Source organism: Zongyangia acetica (assembly GCF_038739695.1).
GTDB classification, from domain to species: Bacteria; Bacillota; Clostridia; order Oscillospirales; family Ruminococcaceae; genus Zongyangia; species Zongyangia gallinarum.
Map to the genome: position 1 here is coordinate 1 of NZ_JBBEWN010000013.1, position 18,297 is coordinate 18,297.

Here is an 18,297-nt window from a genome sequence, read left to right on the forward strand (position 1 = left end):
ATCCTCTCTGTCACCTCTTCGCTGTAGCTTGTCCTGGTGACTCCACCCTCCCATAGTTCTTTGGCTCGTCCTATCCCGCAATTGTAAGCCATCAGCCGCTTGTGCGGATCCTCATAGTCAAACAGGCTCAGCATGTAGACACCGGCTTCCATGTTCTGCATGGGCTCCATGACGTCGTCAATTCCCAAAGTCTCCTGGAGCCAGTCATTGTTCACGGGATTGATCTGGAAAAGTCCCTGATCTCCTCCCTCGCTGACTACGTCCGCCTGGAAGCGGGACTCCTGTTCCATCACCGCCAGCGCCATCTCTACCGGCACGCCGTATTCCTCGCACAGATCAAACAGGTGGTCTTGCAAGGGGTGTTCCAACGGCACATCGTAGTAGACAGGCTCGTCCACTATCGGCTCATACAGAGCCACAGAGACAGGAAGATTCACAACGCTCTGCGGCTTTTGGGGTGCTGCTTGCTGGGGTGCTGTTGGACATGCCGCGAAACTTGAAAGTCCTAGGATCACCGCTGTTACTGTGGCTGTTGTTAGAAGTCTAATTGATTTTGCTTTGATGTCGTTTCGCCTCCTTTTTCTCTCGCCTTCCTCTGTCTCCCTCCCTCAATGTACTGTTTTACATACGGAAGACACATGGAGGAAAATTCCCTAACCATCTTATCCTCTCCCGTATATTCTCCCGTCTCTGGATTAACAGTTTCAGCGGGCACTTTTATGTAAATGGGCACCGATGGGAGAAACGAACCGTCCGGCGCTCGCAAACCAGAAAATCCTACCTGTACAAACGTTTCCTTCATCCTATTTCCCTCCTTTCTACGCGATAATTAGTTGTTGCACTTGAACGAACCGTGATATAATCTGCCTTGAGGTGATTACTGTGGTTGAAATTGACAAAGAACAATACAAAATGTTAAAACGCATTAATAAGTCAAAAATCAATGCCACCGAAATGTCAGAATACGAACTTGAAATCTGTAAATTCCTTATGAATCAGGAACTCTTAAAATCTAGGGAATTTTCCCATCTTGATCATGCTACAAAATTAGTCTGCGTTGAACGTTCATTGCCAGAGAAGCTAGAATTAACTCAGTCCGGCAAAGCCCAGCTCTATTCGTACAAAGCTTCTTTCCATCACTGGTGGATTCCCGTCGCAATCTCTACCTTGTCAGCAGCTGTATCATTGGCGGCAGCACTTTGGCAAATTCTAAAAGAATTAGCCCCGTTAATATTGCAAGCAGTATAAGGGAAACAACCAGGTAAATTATGAAACATGTCGATGGAGCTTTAGGATATCTCATGAACAGCGGCAACCCGCTATGGTAGTATTTTTTGAGTTCCCGGTGCAGCTCTCGCTGTTCTTTTCCGTAGGGCGCTTTTGCCACATCATGCATGATCTCTGCATATGGTCTTTTCACTTCTTATCCTTCCTTTATTGCAATTCTGAGCTATCTAAAGTAACTAGTTTTAGGGCTGCCATAGCCTCAGCAAGCACCTTCTCGCATTCTGCTATATTGCGCTTTTCTTCCGGCAGCTTTTGCAGCAGCATTGCCGCAATTAGGTAGGGAAGCTCTTTTCTCTCGAACAATTGGAATCCTCCTCATCCATCATCAGGGCCTCTATGGGTACACCCAGCGCCCGGGCAACGTGTTTCGCGGAATTTTCCGTGCAGGATTTGCCACTTCTCATGGCGGAAACCGTCATGCGGGAGATTCCGGCCTTTTTGGCCAGCTCCTGCACCTTGATTTCCTGCCGTGCCATTTCGGCAATTAGCTTTACTCTGTCGATTCGCATTGTCTCACCTCCTTTTAAACGAATTAGTTTTTTGATTTGTCGCTCTCAATCCATTCTTTTCTGTTGCATAAAATGTATTGCTGAATTTCTTCAATATCTTTTTTAAGTGTTCCAACTTGCCGTTCTTGTAACTCTAATACAAGAGCGGCTATTTCTTTGGGATTACCTTCGATGATGATTTCCATTATCTTTCCCTCCTTTCCTGATTGGCGATGAGATGAAAGTCACTGGTTGCTCATCCTCTTCTAGTTGATAGTTTTAAAATCTTGTATTTCCGTCATTTCTCGTAAAAAATTTAAGTCTATATCTAATATATCTGCTAAAATAACCAGCGTCTTTACTGACGGATTGTACCGGTCGTTCTCTATATCACAAATATAACTGCGGCTCAATTTAGATAACTCGGATAATTTATCTTGAGTCATCCCTTTTTTGATGCGGTAGTCTGCGATCACTTTTCCTACGGTCATTGTTTCACCTCCGTTTTTGTCTTGTATTTCCGTCTTTAACTGTATTGTAAGGTATTTCCGTCAAAATGTCAACCCTTTTCTGTAGATATTTTCAAAAAAACTGTTATAATAGAATTGACGGAAATACCGACAAGAGAAAGGAGCGGCCAATGGATATAGGGCGTCAAATCAAAAAGGCCCGTAAAATGAAAGGGCTTACTCAAGTTCAGTTGGCCGAAAAGGCCAATATTTCTAGATCATATTTAGGTGATATTGAGGGTAATAGATATCATCCTAGCGTTGACACACTCTTATCTATTTCCAATGTGCTTGGTATAGATGTCTCATTCTTTTTGTCCGATAAAAATGAGCCCATCGACGGCAAAATCGACAGACTCAACAACCTTGATAGTAATATTGATTTTGATCAAATAATAGATAAAATTTCACAACTAGACAATGATGATTTAATTGAGTTTATTTCTTTTCTTGACGATCTTTCTTCTCGCAAAGATAATGAATAGCTTCTTCACGTTTGTTTTCGCTTAATCTGGAAAATAGGTAGAGGGCTAAAGTTCTAAGTTCTTGTGTTGCTAAATGTTTAAGTTTCAGCTTCTGGCCATTATCCATCATGCTTCCCCCTTATGGTCTTCCCTAACCAACATCAAATAGAAACACCTTGTTCATGGTTGCATTTATATTTATTTTGAACATTAGTTCAATTTATTGTTATTATAACTCGTATTGAATGCGCTTTCAATCCAAATTGCGTACAAATGTTTGTGGCGTTTTTCGTCATTTCTGTCAAAAAAGCCGCATGTATTTGATTCTTTCTACAATATTTGGGAATTGGTATTTTAATTCGTGCAATTTTGTGTTAAATATAAAAAACCGCCTCAGTGCTGCAACACCAAGACGGCTTTAAGGATAGGGAGTATAGGTTGGTTCTCCTATCAAAATATATTATATTTCAAATACCGACAAAATTCAATATAATCTTTCCATTTTATGTAGTATTATCCTCGCTGTGTCGGTAGGGGGAGGATTTGGGCATGAAAAAAATAATTTCCGTTGTCCTAGCTTTTTGTATGGCGTTTTCTTTGGCCGGATGCAATTCAAAAACCGAAGTTAAAAGTATGGATGTACCCTTCGATATCGCTTCTTTGCCTGACTATGTGGCCGAAGCCTACGAAGAATATGCGGATGCCTTTGACCGCTGCCTAGAGAGTGACACTGAAAAAACGTTGATGATTAACTCAAAAGATCAGAGTTTCAGATTCTCTTTAGAGCACAAGGTGTCTGACTCTATTGGTTTTAATTATATCACGGTAAGTATTTATGATGCATCGCCAGAAGAAGCACAGGCTCCCAATTTATTCGGTTCCACAATCGATTATTTATTAGAAAAAATAGGACTCGAGCAACTGGAATATGTCTTCATTTATTGCGGGGATTATTCTGCCAGTTATTGGCCTCCTTTTTATGGAGAACCCTACTACTTTACACTAAATCACAACGATGTTGAAACAGAATATCTGTTAGAAGTTGGAGAAGGCTCTTCTGAATCGCCAACAGCAGAGGCGCCTATCACCGAGGCTCCGGTTTCAGAGGCTCCCGTCACCACATCTGTCCCTGCAACCGAGGATCCGTCCGCCAGCAGCGCTACATTTGGTCAGTTAAACGCTTTAGAACAAGCATTAAGCTATCTTCGGGTCACGTCGTTCTCGTATGAGGGATTAATTGATCAGTTGGAATATGAGGGATACACTCTTGACGAAGCGACCTACGGTGCAGATCATTGTGGAGCCGACTGGAACGAACAAGCATTGTCATCCGCCAAAAGCTATTTAGAAGTTAGTTCTTTTTCCTATACTGGTCTTATTGAACAGTTGGAATATGAGAAATTCACCACTGAACAAGCTACATACGGAGCTGATAACTGCGGAGCTGATTGGAATGAACAGGCTGCAAAATCCGCCGCCTCTTATCTTGAGATCATGTCATTCTCTCGGGAAGGACTTATTGAGCAACTTCAGTATGAAGGTTTCACCTATGATCAAGCTGTCTATGGTGTCACTCAAAATGGCTATTAACGACAAAAATCCCGCCCGGTGCGCCAACACCAGACGGGATACCGTTTTTAACCGGGCCGGTTTCGACCCGTTTATTTTCCCGTAAAAGGAGGGCCATATTATGAATAATGCCGTTATTTATGCCCGCTATAGTTGTTCTTCTCAAACTGAACAAAGCATCGAGGGACAGCTGCGCGATTGCCATAACTTTGCCGATCGGGAAGGGCTGACTGTTATCGGGGAATATATTGACCGCGCGCTCACTGGCAGAAGTGATGACCGCCCACAGTTTCAGAAAATGATTGCTGATGCGGCTAAACGCCAGTTCCAGTATGTCATTGTCTATAAGCTAGACCGTTTTTCCCGTAATCGTTATGACAGCGCCATTTACAAACACAAACTTAAACAATATGGCGTTAAAGTGCTTTCGGCCATGGAGAACATCGGAGATAACCCGGAGGGCATTATCCTAGAGGCTGTATTAGAGGCCAGTGCCGAATACTATAGCCGTGACCTTTCTCAAAAAGTGCTGCGTGGCATGAGAGAAAGCGCTATGAAAGGCACGTCTACCGGCGGAGTTACTCCATTTGGGTACAAACGCGTTAATAAAAATCCTGTGATTGACGAAGAAAAGGCAGAAATAGTCCGCGGTGTATTTCGGATGTACGCAGAGGGAACTTCTGCGACAGATATAGTGAAATGGATTAACAGCAAGGGCGTAACCAATGCCAAAGGCGGCCCGTGCTCCATTTCGACAATCAACAGCATGGTGTCAAACACCAAATATTACGGGCTTTCTTCTTGGAATGGAATTGAGACTTATTCTTGGCCGCCTATCATAGACAAAGAATTATTTGATCGGGTACAAGACCGGCGGGCGCTGCGCAAACGAGCTAAAAAGTCCCCCAAGGCCATTGTTGAGTATTATCTTCGTGGAAAGGCTTATTGCGGCTACTGCGGTGATAAAATGGTAGGAGAGAGCGGAAGGAGCGCTGGAGGCGCTGTATATAATTACTACGCTTGCGCCACCAAAAAGAAATCACATAAGTGCAGAAAAAAGAACGAGCGGAAAGACTTCATTGAATGGTATGTGGTAGAACAGACAATCCTTTATGTTCTTGATCCAGCTCGCATAGAATACATTGCCGAACGCATCGTCGCCGAATATGATAAAGAATTCAATGATGACCGTATTCAGGAATTGGAAAAACGCATTGCCAAGATAGACCGAGAAATACAAAAAAATGTAGACATTGTTGTGGACATGCCTAAAAGCGCGAGAAAGGCGATTTATGACAAACTCGAATCATTGGATTTCCAGCGGGATGACATTTCCGCAGACTTAGCAAAACTCAAGATCGCTAACGATATTCGTATAAGGAAAGAAGATATTATCGTATGGCTGAAGCAATTTTGTAAAGGCGATCTTATGGATGAGTCATTCCGAAAAAAAATTATCGACGTCTTTATCAATTCGATCTACTTATACGATGACAAAGTTGTGGTTTATTATAATATAAAAGGAGGTCAACAATCCTCTTATATAGGAGATATAGAAAAGACACAAGAGATGGTCGAATCTTTCGATGTCGCGGATAATGTTCGTATTGAGCAAGCAATGGCTCACCAGGAGCAAAAAAGAGCCGGTACGCATTGCGTACCGGCTCTTTTTCCACCCACCTGCCGGTGGAGGATGTCGCGGATAGGCGCTATGCGCAACAAAATCGCGGGCAACGCGGCAGTGGTTTTGGCTAGGCCATGGGCGCGACCTGCTCGCCGCAGGAGCGCGGGCGACGCGGCAGTGTCTCGAAGAAAACCTGAGGCGCGTCTTGCTCTCCGCCAGGAGCGCGTGTGCCGCAGCAATGTTACAAATGAGCCTCAAAGCGCGTCATCCCGCTCCGGGAGGGGCCGCGTCATCCCACCCCGGGAGGGGTGTCCTCCACCACCCTGCCGTCCAGCAGGCGGATGGCCCGGGGGACGCTGGCGGCGATCTCCCCGTCGTGGGTGATGAGGATGACGGTGTGACCCTCCTGATGCAGACCCCGGAGGATCTCCATGACCTCCTGGCCGGAGCCGGAATCCAGGTTGCCGGTGGGCTCATCGGCCAAAAGGATGGGGGGCCGGGCGGCAATGGCCCGGGCAATGGCCACCCGCTGCTGCTGGCCGCCGGACATCTGGCCCGGCCGGTGATGAAGCCGGTGCTGGAGGCCCACCCGGCAAAGGCTTTCCCGGGCCATCCGGCGGCGCTCCTCCCGGGGCACCTTCCGGTAGATGAGGGGCAGCTCCACATTTTCCATGGCGTCCAGGCTGGGGATCAGGTTAAACCCCTGAAAGATAAAGCCAATCTGCCTGCCCCGGATACGGGAAAGCCGGTCGTCATCCATATCCGAAACCTTCTCCCCTGCCAGGAGATATTCTCCCGAGGTGGGCACATCCAGGCAGCCCAGGATATTCATCATGGTGGACTTTCCCGATCCCGAATGTCCAATGATGGCGGTAAATTCCCCGTCCATCATGGTGATGGATACATCTTCCAGGGCCCGGACCTCGTTGTCCCCTTGGTTGTAGATTTTATAGATATGATCCAATTGGATAAGCGGTCCCATCCTGCCTCCCCTGCCTTTCTCATCTGTCATCTTTCCTTACTATTATGGAACTTTTCCGCCTTTTTAACCGTAAAGTATGGATTTACGGCCCCCTTTTTGAATCCCTTGGACTGTATGGTTGCTTCCCTTCCCTTTTCCGTGGTATACTAAAAACACAAAGCAAGGCGATGCCTGTACTGATCCTCCGGCGCAGGGCCGAAGGCGGTATCCCTTAGAAAACCGGGTGTTTCCGGAGAAAAGGAGCAAGATTATGGCAAAATGTTACCGCGCGGAACTGGTGGGCGCTTTTGGCTGCCCCATCGATGAAAATCCCACCGGCGTCATGGAGGAAGCTGCCTTCGCCGCCAAGGGGCTCAACTACCGCTATCTGACCATCAAGGTCAACAAGGGAGATCTGGAACCGGCCGTCCAGGCGGTCCGGGCCTTCAATATGCGGGGCGTCAACTGCACCATCCCCCACAAGGTGGAGGTGCTCAAATATCTGGATGAGCTTTCTGAAGCCGCCGAGATCATCGGCGCCGTCAACACCATCATCAACAACGACGGCAAGCTCTTTGGAGAGAACACTGACGGCAAAGGGTTTATCACTGCCCTGAAGGACGCAGGCGTCTCTGTGGCGGGCAAAAATATCACCGTCCTGGGAGCCGGCGGCGCTTCCCGGGCTATTTCGGTAGAGTGTGCCCTGGCCGGAGCCAAAAAGCTAACCATCGCCAATATTGACAAAGAAACCGGTGAAGAGCTGGTGAAGCTGATCAATGAGCGAACCCAGGCGGACGCGGAGTTTATCCTGTGGGATCATCCGGTGGAGGTTCCCGCTGACACCGATATCTTTGTCAACGCCACCTCGGTAGGACTTTTCCCCAATGTCAACGAAAAACCGGACGTCAACTATGATACCGTCACCTCCAACATGGTGGTCAGCGACGTCATCTTTAACGATCCCCACACCCTCTTCCTCCAGGAGGCGGAGAAACGTGGGGCTAAAACGGTCAACGGCCTGGGGATGCTGGTCAACCAGGGCGCTGTCAACTTCACCCTCTGGACCGGTGTGGAAGCGCCTATTGATGTGATGACCCAGACTTTAAAGGACGAATTCGGCCTTTAAGCGAAACGGGAAAAAAGCCCGGGACAGTTTCTGTCCCGGGCTTTTTTGCGCCAGTCATAACCACCGGCTGAGCCGAAGGCTTGGAGTGGGCCTATCAGGGCCTGTTACCGGCATACGTCTTAAGACGCGCTGAATTTTATTTCTCTCGCATCACTTGCCCAGCGGCCCGTAAACGGGCAACCACCCCTCTAACGAAAGTTTTTCCTTATGGGCGGCCCGCTGTTAGCAGCTTCCTTCCCTCGTCGCTTGAAGCTAAAGCTTTTTTGCCGGTCACCTCCACCGGCGGAGGCGGTGGTTCTCTTACCCAAAAAAGGGGGCGGAGGGATGACCTCCGCCCCCGGAAAACCGTGGGTTAGGGATTGACAGAGTAGTTGGGCGCCTCTTTGGTGATATAGATGTCGTGGGGATGGCTCTCTTTCAGGCCGGCGCCGGTGATCCGGACAAACTGGGCCTTCTCGTGGAGCTCCTCAATGGTCCGGCAGCCGCAGTAGCCCATACCGGACTTCAGGCCGCCCATGAGCTGATAGACGGTGTCGGATACCGGGCCCTTGTAGGGGACGCGGCCCTCCACCCCTTCGGGCACCAGCTTTTTGTTGTCCTCCTGGAAGTAGCGGTCCCGGCTGCCATTGACCTGGGCCATGGCGCCTAGGCTGCCCATGCCCCGGTAGACCTTGAAGCGGCGGCCCTGATAGATCTCACTGGCGCCTGGGGACTCCTCACAGCCAGCCAGGATGGAGCCCAGCATGACGGTGGAACCGCCGGCGGCCAAAGCTTTGACAATGTCTCCGGAATATTTGATGCCGCCGTCGGCGATAACGGGGATGTTGTATTCCGCCGCTACGCAGGCCGCGTCATAAACCGCTGTAATCTGGGGCACGCCGATGCCGGCGACCACACGGGTGGTGCAGATGGAACCGGGGCCGATGCCCACCTTGATGGCGTCGGCGCCGGCCGCGATCAGGTCCTTAGCAGCAGCCGCGGTGGCGATGTTGCCTGCGATCAGGGGGATCTGGGGGAATGCCTTCTTGACCTTCTCCACACAGTTGAGGATGTTTTTGCTGTGGCCATGGGCGGAATCCAGGCAGAGCACGTCTACCTGTGCCTCCACCAGCGCTGCGGCCCGGTCCAGCACATCGCTGGTGACGCCGATGGCCGCGCCGCACAGCAGTCTTCCCTTGCTGTCACGGGCGGAATTGGGATACTGTACCGCCTTTTCAATGTCCTTGATGGTGATGAGTCCTTTGAGGTAGCCCTGCTCATCCACCAGAGGCAGCTTTTCAATCTTGTGCTGGCGCAGGATCTCCTGTGCCTGGGCCAGGGTGGTGCCTACCGGGGCGGTGATCAGGTTCTCATGGGTCATGACGTCCTTGATCTTGACGCTGAAATCCTCTAAAAACCGCAGGTCACGGTTGGTGAGGATGCCTACCAGCTTCCCTTTTTCACAGATGGGGACGCCGGAAATCTTATATTTCCCCATGAGCTCGTCAGCGTCAAAGACAAAGTGCTCTGGGGAGAGGGAGAAGGGGTTGACGATGACGCCGTTTTCCGAGCGCTTGACCTTATCCACCTCGTCGGCCTGCCGTTCGATGGACATGTTTTTATGGATGATGCCGATGCCGCCTTCCCGGGCGATCCCGATGGCCATCTCGGTCTCGGTGACGGTATCCATAGCGGCGGTGACAATGGGCGTATTTAACATAATATCCCCGGCCAGCCGCGTTTTTACCTCAATCTCCTTGGGCAGAACATCGCTTTTGGCGGGGATCAGCAATACGTCGTCAAATGTCAGGCCCTCTTTGGGAAACTTTTTTGAAAAGTCTGTTGTCAACATTTGCCTTCTCCTCTCTTGATTTGTCCGAAAGTGAAAAAAATCTCCGTTGCAACTGCGCCGATTTCAGCTCCCCTGCCCCGGATTTCCTTACTCATTGTTGCCTGCGGTTTGTGCTTTCTCTATGGGAAGTCTTACCGCATGACGATAAAAAGTTTGTATTATATTTTATCACGATCCATCATTCTTTTCAATAGAAAAACCGCTTTTTCTTGTTGGTTTTTACAAAATTCTATTTTTGCTTTTGTGCTTTTTCATGATAAATCGGCAAATTATAGAACCTATCCCCACAGCGCCCGCCTAGCGGCGAGCAGGTCGCGCCCTGGGCTTTATTTGCGACACTGTTCGCGGCTCACGCAACCATGTCTCGATTGATACCATAGCGCGGTGTCCTCCACCGGCAGGTGGGCCCCTCCCGGGGCGGGAAGATGCGCCCACGGCCTAGTTAAAGCCATTGCCGCGGCTCACGCGCGCCTAGCGGCGGGCAGGTCGCGCCCTGGGCTTTATTTGCGACACTGTTCGCGGCTCACGCAACCATGTCTCGATTGATACCATAGCGCGGTGTCCTCCACCGGCAGGTGGGCCCCTCCCGGGGCGGGATGACGCGCCCTGAGTTCTGTTTAAAACATTATCCGCGATACCCGCGACTAAGCTACCCATTGCGCCTATCCGCGACCTCCCCCACCGGCAGGTGGTGGCGGCGGCAGGTTGCGCCCTGGGCTTATTTGCGACACTGTTCGCGGCTCACGCAACCATGTCTCGATTGATACCATAGCGCGATGACCCCCACCGGCAGGTGGGCCCCTACCGGGGCGGGAAGACGCGCCCACGGCCTAGTTAAAGCCATTACCGCGGCTCACGCGCGCCTAGCGGCGGGCAGATCGCGCCCTAGGTTTTATTGGCGACATTGCCGCGTCTCACGCATTTTTGTTTTTCATTGCGCTCATCCGCGACTTCCCCCGGCGGTAGCCGGTAGGTGGAAAAAGGGATACCGCCGGAGCGGTATCCCTTTTCTTGCGTTTATTTGATCAGATCGGTGCCCATGTAGGGACGGAGCACCTCAGGCACGGTGACAGTGCCGTCGGCGTTCTGGTAGTTTTCCAGGATGGCGGCCACGGTGCGGCCTACTGCCACGCCGGAACCGTTGAGGGTGTGGACAAACTGGGGTTTTTCCTTGGGGCCGTTCCGGAAGCGGATGTTGGCCCGCCGCGCCTGGAAGTCCTCAAAGTTGGAGCAGCTGGAAATCTCGCAATACCTGTTATAGGAGGGCAGCCAAACCTCAATATCATAGGTCTCGGCGCTGGAGAAGCCCAGATCCCCGGAGCACAGCCGCACCACCCGGTAGGGCAGGCCCAGCTGCTGGAGGACATACTCGGCGTCGGCCGTCAGTTTTTCCAGCTCCGCATAGGATTCCTCCGGCTTTGTGAACTTAACCAGCTCCACCTTGTTAAACTGGTGCTGGCGGATCAGCCCTCTGGTATCCCGGCCGGCGCTGCCCGCCTCTGCCCGGAAGCAGGCGGAGTAGGCGCAGTATTTGATGGGGAGGCTGTCCCCGTCCAGAATCTCATCCCGGTGCATATTGGTCACCGGCACCTCTGCCGTAGGGATGAGGAAATAATCCATATTGGCCAGCTTAAAGGCGTCCTCCTCAAATTTGGGGAGCTGCCCGGTGCCGGTCATGGACGCCCGGTTGACCATGTAGGGCGGGAATACCTCGGTATAGCCCCGCTGGCTGTGGGTGTTCAGGTAAAAGTTGATGACAGCGCGCTCCAGCTTGGCGCCCCATCCCTTATAGAAATGGAAGCGGGCGCCTGTGACCTTAGCCGCCGTCTCCGGATCTAGGATCCCCAGATCGGCGCCGATGTTCCAGTGGGCTTTTGGCTCGAAATCAAATTTCCGAGGCTCGCCAAACCGGCGGAGCTCCTCGTTTTCGGTGTCGTCGACCCCCTGCTTTACCGCCTCATTGGGGATGTTGGGGATGCTCAGAAGGATATTCCTCTGTTTTTCCTCCAGCTGGGAGATCTCTCCCGCCAGGTTTTTCACCTTTTCGGCGATGAGCTTCATCTCCGCCATAATGGCGGTGGTGTCCCCTCCCTCCTTCTTGATGCGGGGGATCTCTTTGCTGGCCTTGTTCTGCTGGGCCTTGAGGTTGTCCGATTCGCTGGACAGCTGCCGCCGCCGCTCGTCAATGGCTAAAATTTCATCCACCTGGGCGTCCATGTCCTTATTTCTCTTTCTCATGGCCGCCTTGACCTTGTCAGGTTCCGTCCGAATCAGCTTAATGTCTAACATAGCGATTAACTCCTTCTATCTTTCTGTGCCGGCCAGCCGATTGGCAATGTCGGCAAGTTCTTCCTTGCTGTAAAATTCCACCGTAATGGTGCCTCGGTCCTTTTCCTGGTTCTTCACCTGAATGGCGATTTTCCGGCCCAGCTCCGCCGCCAAGGCCAGCTCGACCTCGTCGTAAAAGCTGTCCCGGGCGCCGGCCTTCCCCTTTTGGGGCCGCTCCCGTTTTCCTTGGGCCAGGCGTTCAATCTCCCGCACCGACACATTCCCCTTGGCCGCCTTCTTGGCGGTCTCGATCATGGTCTCCTCGTCGGGCAGGGCCAGGATGGCCCGGGCATGTCCGCTGGAAAGTTCTTTTTTCCGTACCAGGGCGATGACCTCCTGGGGCAGGTGCAGCAGCCGCAGGGCATTGGCCACCGCCGGTCTAGATCGTCCTACCCGCCTAGAAATCTCATCCTGGGTGAAATCATAGGTTTCCATCAGGGTTTGATAGCCCAGCGCCTCCTCAATGGGGTTGAGATCCTCCCGCTGGAGGTTCTCAATGAGGCCGATTTCCATGGTCTCCCGGTCGCTGAGCTCCTTGATGATCACCGGCACCTCGCTCATTCCCGCCATCCGGGCCGCCCGCCAGCGCCGCTCCCCCGCTACCAGCTGGTAGGAGCCGTTGTCCAAGGGCCGCACCAGCAGGGGCTGGATCACCCCATGCTCTTTGATGGAATCCGCCAGGGAAGCCAAAGCCTCCTCGTCGAAGTCCTTTCGAGGCTGGGCCTTGTTGGGCTCAATCTCGCTGAGCCGCAGCCGGGTGGCGCTGTTCACATCCCCTGTGGCGTTGTCTGTGAACAAAGCCTCCAGCCCCTTGCCCAATCCGCCTTTTCTTCCTGCCATGTCTTCCCTCCTCTACTGCCGATGCTGTTCCAGTATCTCTTTGGCCAGTTCTTCATAGGCCTTGGCTCCCTTGGAGCTCCGGTCAAAATAGGCCACCGGCTGGCCAAAGCTGGGAGCCTCCGACAGCCGCACATTCCGGGGAATGGCGGTGGCGTAAACCTTGTCGGCAAAATATTTCTTGACCTCCTGGACCACCTGGACCGTCAGGTTCAGCCGGGCGTCATACATGGTCAGGAGGACGCCTTCAATCTCAATCCGGGGATTATAGAGCCTTTTGACCTGCCGCACCGTGGCGATGAGCTGGCTGAGACCCTCCAGGGCATAGTACTCGCACTGGATGGGAACCAGGATGCTGCCGCAGGCGGTAAGTCCGTTGAGGGTGATCAGCCCCAGGGAGGGAGGGCAGTCGATGAGGATGTAGTCGTACTGCTCCACCACCGGGGCAATGGCCCGTTTCAGCCGGGATTCCCGGTGATCCAGCTCTACCAGCTCAATCTCCGCCCCCGCAAGCTCAATGTTGGAGGGCAGGATGTCCACATTCTCATAGGGCGTCTTCCGGATCACATCCTTTACATCCGCCGCGGCGATGATGAGATCGTAGGTGGAGGATGGGATGTCCCGCTTGTTGACACCTAATCCGCTGGTGGCGTTGCCCTGGGGGTCAATGTCAATGAGGAGCACCCGTTTTCCCAGCTGTCCCAGGGCGGCGGACAGGTTCACCGCTGTGGTGGTCTTCCCCACCCCGCCCTTCTGATTGGTGATGGCAATAATTCTTCCCATGTTCCTGCATCCCTCCGGATCTTTTCCAATCTTCCGTATGTTGGATATTATAGCACACTTGCCTCTACTTTTAAACCAATTTCCCTGTTTCACATGAAACATTTTTGTAAAGCCCCCTCCCTTGTCAGGATGTTTCACGTGAAACTTCCCCCAAAAAGGCAAGAAAAGGCGGGAGGGCGAAAGCCCTCCCGCCTTTTCCATCGGTTCAGGAAGTTTGTCAGCGGCCCCTTATGGTAAAGGCCGCATGGGGGAATCTATAGAAACCGGCGGACTGGTGCAGGCAATCCTCCGAATTTCTCAGGAATCAGTTGGGGTGCTGTTCTATGCGGGATATTTCCCCCGCTTCTGGGTGATCTTGGGGATCTTGATGGTGTATTCGATGTAATCCCCGTTTTCCATACTCACGGCGGTGGCGGGGATGCCGGAGGCTTTCATCTTCCCCAGGGCCTTGTTGATGGTGTTGAGGAAGAGGCGGATATCCTTGACCACCAGGATATTGCTATGAGCGGATTTGGGCTTGCGGGTCAAAAGGTCCTCAATATATTTTTCGGTCTGGGCCACATTCCAGTCATACTTGACAATGGATTGGGCAGTTTCCCGGATCAGCTCCTCCCCCTCCAGCTTGAGGAGGGCTCTGGCGTGGCGCTCGGTCAGGTGGTGCTCACTGAGGTAGCGCAGCACATGGTGGGGCAGCCGAAGGATCCGCAGCTTATTGGCCACGGTGGATTGGTTTTTCCCAAGCAGGCGGGCCACATCCTCCTGGGTGTAACTATACTGGGCCATCAGCCTTTTGATGGCCAGGGCCTCCTCCACAAAGTTCAGGTCGGCCCGCTGGATATTCTCCACCAGGGAGAGGATGGCGCTTTGGTTGTCATCCATCCGCAGCACAATGGCGGGGATGACGGTGAGTCCTGCCAGCTTGGAGGCCCGGAGCCGCCGCTCCCCCGCCACCAGCTCATAGTGGCCCTCCATCGCCCGGACGGTGATGGGCTGGAGCAGGCCGTTTTCCCGGATACTTGCCGCCAGGGAGGCCAGCTCCTCCTGGGAGAAATATTTCCGCGGCTGCATGGGGTTGGGCTGCACCTGCGCAATAGGAAGATTTCGGATTTGATTGAGATTTTCTGTTTGCTGTTTATTTCGTCCCATGATTTTCATTGCTGTCACATCCTTTATCCATATTCTACCATATGTTTACAAGGATTTCCAGTCTTTTCCAAAAATTTTTTCCAAAAATTTCCTACCATTTTCGACACCGGCTGCCGCTGGGCGGCGAGTCGCCGCAGCCAGATCGCGCTGCGGCGTCGTTTGTAACAAAAGCGCGAGAAACGCGGCAATGTCGCGGATAAAACCTAGAGCGCGTCATGCCGACCGCAGGTCCGCGCTGCGGCGCTGTCTAAAACAAAAACGCGGGCGACGCGGACTGTGGTTTTAGTTAGGCCGTGGGCGCGCCAGCTACCGCTGGGGGAGGTCACGGATAGGCGCAATGGGTAACTTAGTCGCGTGTATCGCGGACAGCGTCTTAAACAAAACCCAGGGCGCCACCTGCCGGTGGGGATATCGCGCTGTAGTGCCATTGGCAATAAAAACGCGTGTGCCGCGACGGTGTTACGCATAAAACCTGGAGTGCGTCATCCCGCCCCGGGAGGGGCCCACCTACCGGTGGGGGATGTCACGCTGCGGCGCTGTCTAAAACAAAAATGCGTGTGCCGCGGCAGTGTCTCAAACAGAACTCAGGGCGCGTCTTGCTCGCCGCAGGAGCGCGGGTGTCACGACAGCGTTGCAAACAAAACTCCGGGTGCGTCATGCCGACCGCAGGTCCGCGGCTTCCCCGCCGGTAGGCGCAAAAAAGAGCCGCCCAAAAGGCGGCTCCAGTTAATCCAATGGCTTTTTTGCGATTTTCGCAGAGGGGCGGGGATATTCTTTGGGGGTTGGCTTTTCTTTGGAGATAACCAAAAGGGTGCGCCCTTCCCCAATTTCCGGCAGCTCATAGTGGATCACCTGACCTACCCGTCCGCCCATCAGTTTGACGGCCCGCTCCCCTTCCTCCAATTCCTGCTCAACCTCCGGGCCCTTCATGGCCAGGAAGCTGCCGCCGACCTTAACAAAGGGCAGGCAGTATTCCGACAGCTCCCTCAGATGGCTCACCGCCCGGGCGGTGGCAAAGTCAAACCCTTCCCGCAGCTGAGGCCGTCTGCCTGCCTCCTCGGCCCGGGCATGGATGGTCTCCGCCTGAATCCCCAGCCTTTGGCAGAGCTGCTGTAAAAAGACAATCCGCTTGTTCAGACTGTCCAGCAGGGTCACCTGCAGATCCGGCCGGGCAATCTTCAGGGGCAGGGAGGGAAACCCTGCTCCCGTCCCCACGTCGATGAGCCGGGCTCCCTGGGCCATGGGCACCTGAGCCAGCAGCTGCAGGCTGTCGGCAAAGTGTTTCCGGATGATTTCATCCGGGTCGGTAATAGCGGTCAAATTCACCTTTTCGTTGTATTCGACCAGGAACCGGGCGTACTCGTCCAGCTGATCCAGCTTTTCCTCTACCAGCTCCAGCCCGATCATGGCCCCGTATTGCCGCATCTTTTCCTTGTTAATCATGGGTTTCCTCCTCTCCCCGGCCGTTTCTCTGGGACAGCCAGATCAGCAGCACCGATATATCCGCCGGGTTGACCCCTGAAATCCGGGAGGCCTGTCCCAGATTCAGCGGCCGGATCCTGTTGAGCTTCTCCTGGGCCTCCAGCCGCAGCCCGGCAATGGTTTTATAGTCCACATCCGGCGGCAGCTCCTTTCGCTCCAGCCGCCGCATCTGCTCCACCTGGGCCAGCTGCTTCTTGATGTAGCCCGCGTACTTGATCTCCACCTCCACCCGTTCCCGGACCGCCCTGTCAAGCTCCGGCCGGTCGGGATCAAAGGGAGCCAGGTCCTCATAGTGGATCTGGGGCCGGCGGATGAGATCCGCCAGCTTGGTGCCGGTGGAAAGGGGCGCCGTTTCATGTGAAACAAGCATGCGGTTGAGGCCGTCACCGGGGGCGACGGAGGTCTTCTCCAGCCGGGCTATCTCCGCATCAATCTGTTCCTCCTTCTGGAGGAACCGGGCGTATCGTTCCTCGGAGATGAGGCCGATCTCATGGCCCAAAGGGGTCAGGCGGGCGTCGGCGTTATCCTGCCGGAGGATGAGCCGGTATTCGCTGCGGGAGGTCATCATCCGGTAAGGGTCCATGCACCCCTTGGTGCACAGGTCGTCGATGAGGGTGCCGATATAAGAGGAGGCGCGATCCAGGATCACCGGCTCCTTGCCCTGGACAGCCCGGGCGGCGTTGATGCCGGCGATGAGGCCCTGGGCGGCGGCCTCCTCATAGCCGCTGGTGCCGTTAAACTGGCCGGCGCCGTAAAGGCCTCCCACCTTGATAAACTCCAGGGAGGGCAGCAGGTCCAGGGGGTTGCAGCAATCGTATTCAATGGCGTAGGCGTTGCGCATGATCTTCACATGCGCTAGTCCCCGGATGGTCCGGTACATGGCGATCTGCACATCCTCCGGCAGGGAACTGGACATCCCCTGGAGGTACATCTCCCGGGTCTCGGCTCCCATGGGCTCGATAAAGAGCTGGTGCCGTGGTTTATCGGAAAACCGCATGACCTTATCCTCAATGCTGGGGCAGTACCGGGGGCCGATGCCCTCGATCATGCCGCCGTAGAGGGGGGAGCGGTGGATATTGTCCCGGATGACCTGGTGGGTCCGCTCATTGGTATAGGCGATATAACAGACCTTTCTATTTTCCAAAGGCCCGGTTGTCTCAAAGGAAAAGGGGGTAATGGGTTCATCCCCGCCCTGGACCTCCAGCTGGGAATAGTCAATGGAATCCTGATGGACCCGGGCCGGGGTGCCGGTTTTAAAGCGGCGCAGCTCGATTCCCAGGGCCCGGAGGCTGTCGCTGAGGGGCCCGGCGGCATGGGTGCCGTCAGGGCCGGAGGCATAGGACACATCCCCCACAAAGATCTTGCCCCGCAGATAGGTGCCGGTGGCCAGGATGCAGGCTTTCACCTGATAGACTGCACCCAAACCAGTGACCACCTGAGAAACATGGCCGCCGTCGGCTCGGACCTCCACAATCTCCGCCTGTTTGATGTCCAGGCCGGGCTGGGATTCCACCACCTGTTTCATATAGACATGGTACCGCTCCCGGTCCGACTGGACCCGGAGGCTGTGAACCGCCGGCCCCTTTCCACGGTTGAGCATCCGGCTTTGGAGGAAGGTGGCGTCTGCCGCCTTCCCCATCTCCCCGCCCAACGCGTCCAGCTCCCGGACCAGATGGCCCTTGGCCGTGCCGCCAATGGAGGGGTTGCAGGGCATGTTGGCAATCCCGTCTAAGGTGATGGTGAACAGGATGGTTTTCGCCCCCAGCCGCGCCGCGGCCAAGGCCGCTTCCACCCCCGCGTGGCCTGCGCCTACCACCGCTACGTCATAGCTGCCTGCTTCATATTCCATTCTCTCTTCCTCC

General features: G+C 53.6%; 19 protein-coding genes. 5 read left to right on the forward strand and 14 right to left on the reverse strand.

Annotation, left to right across the window (positions count from 1 at the left end):
• Nucleotides 1-437 (reverse strand): transglycosylase SLT domain-containing protein (locus WGC32_RS11730; protein WP_342682154.1); only part of this gene is annotated, 437 nt, incomplete at its 3' end.
• 98 nt (nt 438-535) lie between these two features.
• Complete coding sequence (locus WGC32_RS11735) at nt 536-802, reverse strand: hypothetical protein (RefSeq protein WP_342682155.1); 267 nt, start codon at nt 800-802, stop codon at nt 536-538.
• Between the two features lie 80 nt (nt 803-882).
• On the opposite strand from WGC32_RS11735, the gene WGC32_RS11740 reads away from it, so the two are divergent.
• Nucleotides 883-1,248: a hypothetical protein gene (locus WGC32_RS11740; RefSeq protein WP_342682156.1), complete on the forward strand. Its 366-nt coding sequence runs from the start codon at nt 883-885 to the stop codon at nt 1,246-1,248.
• A gap of 186 nt (nt 1,249-1,434) precedes the next feature.
• On the opposite strand, the gene WGC32_RS11745 is transcribed toward WGC32_RS11740, so the two are convergent.
• The 4 genes from WGC32_RS11745 to WGC32_RS11760 are packed head-to-tail and all read right to left on the reverse strand — an operon-like array spanning nt 1,435 to nt 2,266.
• On the reverse strand, nt 1,435-1,590 hold the full coding sequence (locus WGC32_RS11745; protein ID WP_342682158.1) for a hypothetical protein: 156 nt from the start codon (nt 1,588-1,590) through the stop codon (nt 1,435-1,437).
• Nucleotides 1,560-1,796 (reverse strand): helix-turn-helix domain-containing protein, encoded by a 237-nt coding sequence (locus tag WGC32_RS11750; RefSeq protein WP_342682159.1) that lies wholly within the window; start codon nt 1,794-1,796, stop codon nt 1,560-1,562. The genes WGC32_RS11745 and WGC32_RS11750 overlap by 31 nt, the downstream gene beginning before the upstream one ends.
• A 23-nt stretch (nt 1,797-1,819) precedes the next feature.
• The gene (locus WGC32_RS11755; RefSeq protein ID WP_342682160.1) at nt 1,820-1,981 is read right to left on the reverse strand and encodes a hypothetical protein; all 162 of its coding nucleotides are present in this window, start codon (nt 1,979-1,981) and stop codon (nt 1,820-1,822) included.
• 60 nt (nt 1,982-2,041) lie between these two features.
• A complete protein-coding gene (locus WGC32_RS11760) occupies nt 2,042-2,266 on the reverse strand; it encodes a helix-turn-helix domain-containing protein (protein ID WP_342682161.1) in 225 nt (74 codons plus the stop codon).
• A gap of 149 nt (nt 2,267-2,415) precedes the next feature.
• Here WGC32_RS11760 and WGC32_RS11765 point away from each other — a divergent pair, with 149 nt between their 5' ends.
• From WGC32_RS11765 to WGC32_RS11775, 3 genes are all read left to right on the forward strand, one after another.
• Nucleotides 2,416-2,769: a helix-turn-helix domain-containing protein gene (locus WGC32_RS11765; RefSeq protein WP_342682162.1), complete on the forward strand. Its 354-nt coding sequence runs from the start codon at nt 2,416-2,418 to the stop codon at nt 2,767-2,769.
• A gap of 528 nt (nt 2,770-3,297) precedes the next feature.
• On the forward strand, nt 3,298-4,338 hold the full coding sequence (locus tag WGC32_RS11770; protein WP_342682163.1) for an Ltp family lipoprotein: 1,041 nt from the start codon (nt 3,298-3,300) through the stop codon (nt 4,336-4,338).
• A gap of 100 nt (nt 4,339-4,438) precedes the next feature.
• Nucleotides 4,439-6,325 carry a recombinase family protein gene (locus WGC32_RS11775; protein ID WP_342682164.1) on the forward strand — a complete coding sequence of 629 codons (1,887 nt, stop codon included), beginning with the start codon at nt 4,439-4,441 and terminating at the stop codon, nt 6,323-6,325.
• Here the strand turns inward: WGC32_RS11775 and WGC32_RS11780 are convergent.
• Complete coding sequence (locus WGC32_RS11780) at nt 6,231-6,923, reverse strand: ABC transporter ATP-binding protein (RefSeq protein ID WP_342682166.1); 693 nt, start codon at nt 6,921-6,923, stop codon at nt 6,231-6,233. The genes WGC32_RS11775 and WGC32_RS11780 overlap by 95 nt on opposite strands.
• Before the next feature lie 250 nt (nt 6,924-7,173).
• Between WGC32_RS11780 and aroE the strand changes: the two genes are divergently transcribed.
• Complete coding sequence (gene aroE, locus WGC32_RS11785; RefSeq protein ID WP_191509743.1) at nt 7,174-8,028, forward strand: shikimate dehydrogenase; 855 nt, start codon at nt 7,174-7,176, stop codon at nt 8,026-8,028.
• Nucleotides 8,029-8,380: 352 nt separating this feature from the next.
• On the opposite strand, the gene guaB is transcribed toward aroE, so the two are convergent.
• The 7 genes from guaB to mnmG all read right to left on the reverse strand — a co-directional run bounded on the left by guaB (nt 8,381) and on the right by mnmG (nt 18,284).
• Nucleotides 8,381-9,859 carry an IMP dehydrogenase gene (guaB, locus tag WGC32_RS11790; protein ID WP_191509744.1) on the reverse strand — a complete coding sequence of 493 codons (1,479 nt, stop codon included), beginning with the start codon at nt 9,857-9,859 and terminating at the stop codon, nt 8,381-8,383.
• A 1,017-nt stretch (nt 9,860-10,876) separates the two neighbouring features.
• Nucleotides 10,877-12,148, reverse strand: a complete 1,272-nt coding sequence (serS, locus tag WGC32_RS11795; RefSeq protein WP_342682168.1) for a serine--tRNA ligase — start codon at nt 12,146-12,148, stop codon at nt 10,877-10,879.
• 15 nt (nt 12,149-12,163) lie between these two features.
• Nucleotides 12,164-13,027, reverse strand: a complete 864-nt coding sequence (locus WGC32_RS11800) for a ParB/RepB/Spo0J family partition protein (RefSeq protein WP_342682169.1) — start codon at nt 13,025-13,027, stop codon at nt 12,164-12,166.
• Between the two features lie 12 nt (nt 13,028-13,039).
• Complete coding sequence (locus tag WGC32_RS11805; protein ID WP_342682170.1) at nt 13,040-13,807, reverse strand: ParA family protein; 768 nt, start codon at nt 13,805-13,807, stop codon at nt 13,040-13,042.
• A 321-nt stretch (nt 13,808-14,128) separates the two neighbouring features.
• Complete coding sequence (locus WGC32_RS11810; protein ID WP_191482530.1) at nt 14,129-14,962, reverse strand: ParB/RepB/Spo0J family partition protein; 834 nt, start codon at nt 14,960-14,962, stop codon at nt 14,129-14,131.
• Nucleotides 14,963-15,679: 717 nt separating this feature from the next.
• Nucleotides 15,680-16,396 (reverse strand): 16S rRNA (guanine(527)-N(7))-methyltransferase RsmG, encoded by a 717-nt coding sequence (gene rsmG, locus WGC32_RS11815; RefSeq protein ID WP_191509747.1) that lies wholly within the window; start codon nt 16,394-16,396, stop codon nt 15,680-15,682.
• Complete coding sequence (gene mnmG, locus WGC32_RS11820; RefSeq protein WP_342682172.1) at nt 16,389-18,284, reverse strand: tRNA uridine-5-carboxymethylaminomethyl(34) synthesis enzyme MnmG; 1,896 nt, start codon at nt 18,282-18,284, stop codon at nt 16,389-16,391. The genes rsmG and mnmG overlap by 8 nt, the downstream gene beginning before the upstream one ends.
• Nucleotides 18,285-18,297 lie beyond the last annotated feature (13 nt).

Coding starts and splice junctions, on each gene's coding strand:
- mnmG (WP_342682172.1), bottom strand. CDS start 18,284: ATGGAATATGAAGCAGGCAGCTATGACGTAGCGGTGGTAGGCGCAGGC.
- serS (WP_342682168.1), bottom strand. CDS start 12,148: ATGTTAGACATTAAGCTGATTCGGACGGAACCTGACAAGGTCAAGGCG.
- aroE (WP_191509743.1), top strand. CDS start 7,174: ATGGCAAAATGTTACCGCGCGGAACTGGTGGGCGCTTTTGGCTGCCCC.
- rsmG (WP_191509747.1), bottom strand. CDS start 16,396: ATGATTAACAAGGAAAAGATGCGGCAATACGGGGCCATGATCGGGCTG.
- WGC32_RS11810 (WP_191482530.1), bottom strand. CDS start 14,962: ATGAAAATCATGGGACGAAATAAACAGCAAACAGAAAATCTCAATCAA.
- WGC32_RS11760 (WP_342682161.1), bottom strand. CDS start 2,266: ATGACCGTAGGAAAAGTGATCGCAGACTACCGCATCAAAAAAGGGATG.
- WGC32_RS11775 (WP_342682164.1), top strand. CDS start 4,439: ATGAATAATGCCGTTATTTATGCCCGCTATAGTTGTTCTTCTCAAACT.
- WGC32_RS11770 (WP_342682163.1), top strand. CDS start 3,298: ATGAAAAAAATAATTTCCGTTGTCCTAGCTTTTTGTATGGCGTTTTCT.
- WGC32_RS11765 (WP_342682162.1), top strand. CDS start 2,416: ATGGATATAGGGCGTCAAATCAAAAAGGCCCGTAAAATGAAAGGGCTT.
- WGC32_RS11800 (WP_342682169.1), bottom strand. CDS start 13,027: ATGGCAGGAAGAAAAGGCGGATTGGGCAAGGGGCTGGAGGCTTTGTTC.
- WGC32_RS11735 (WP_342682155.1), bottom strand. CDS start 802: ATGAAGGAAACGTTTGTACAGGTAGGATTTTCTGGTTTGCGAGCGCCG.
- WGC32_RS11755 (WP_342682160.1), bottom strand. CDS start 1,981: ATGGAAATCATCATCGAAGGTAATCCCAAAGAAATAGCCGCTCTTGTA.
- WGC32_RS11750 (WP_342682159.1), bottom strand. CDS start 1,796: ATGCGAATCGACAGAGTAAAGCTAATTGCCGAAATGGCACGGCAGGAA.
- guaB (WP_191509744.1), bottom strand. CDS start 9,859: ATGTTGACAACAGACTTTTCAAAAAAGTTTCCCAAAGAGGGCCTGACA.
- WGC32_RS11805 (WP_342682170.1), bottom strand. CDS start 13,807: ATGGGAAGAATTATTGCCATCACCAATCAGAAGGGCGGGGTGGGGAAG.
- WGC32_RS11780 (WP_342682166.1), bottom strand. CDS start 6,923: ATGGGACCGCTTATCCAATTGGATCATATCTATAAAATCTACAACCAA.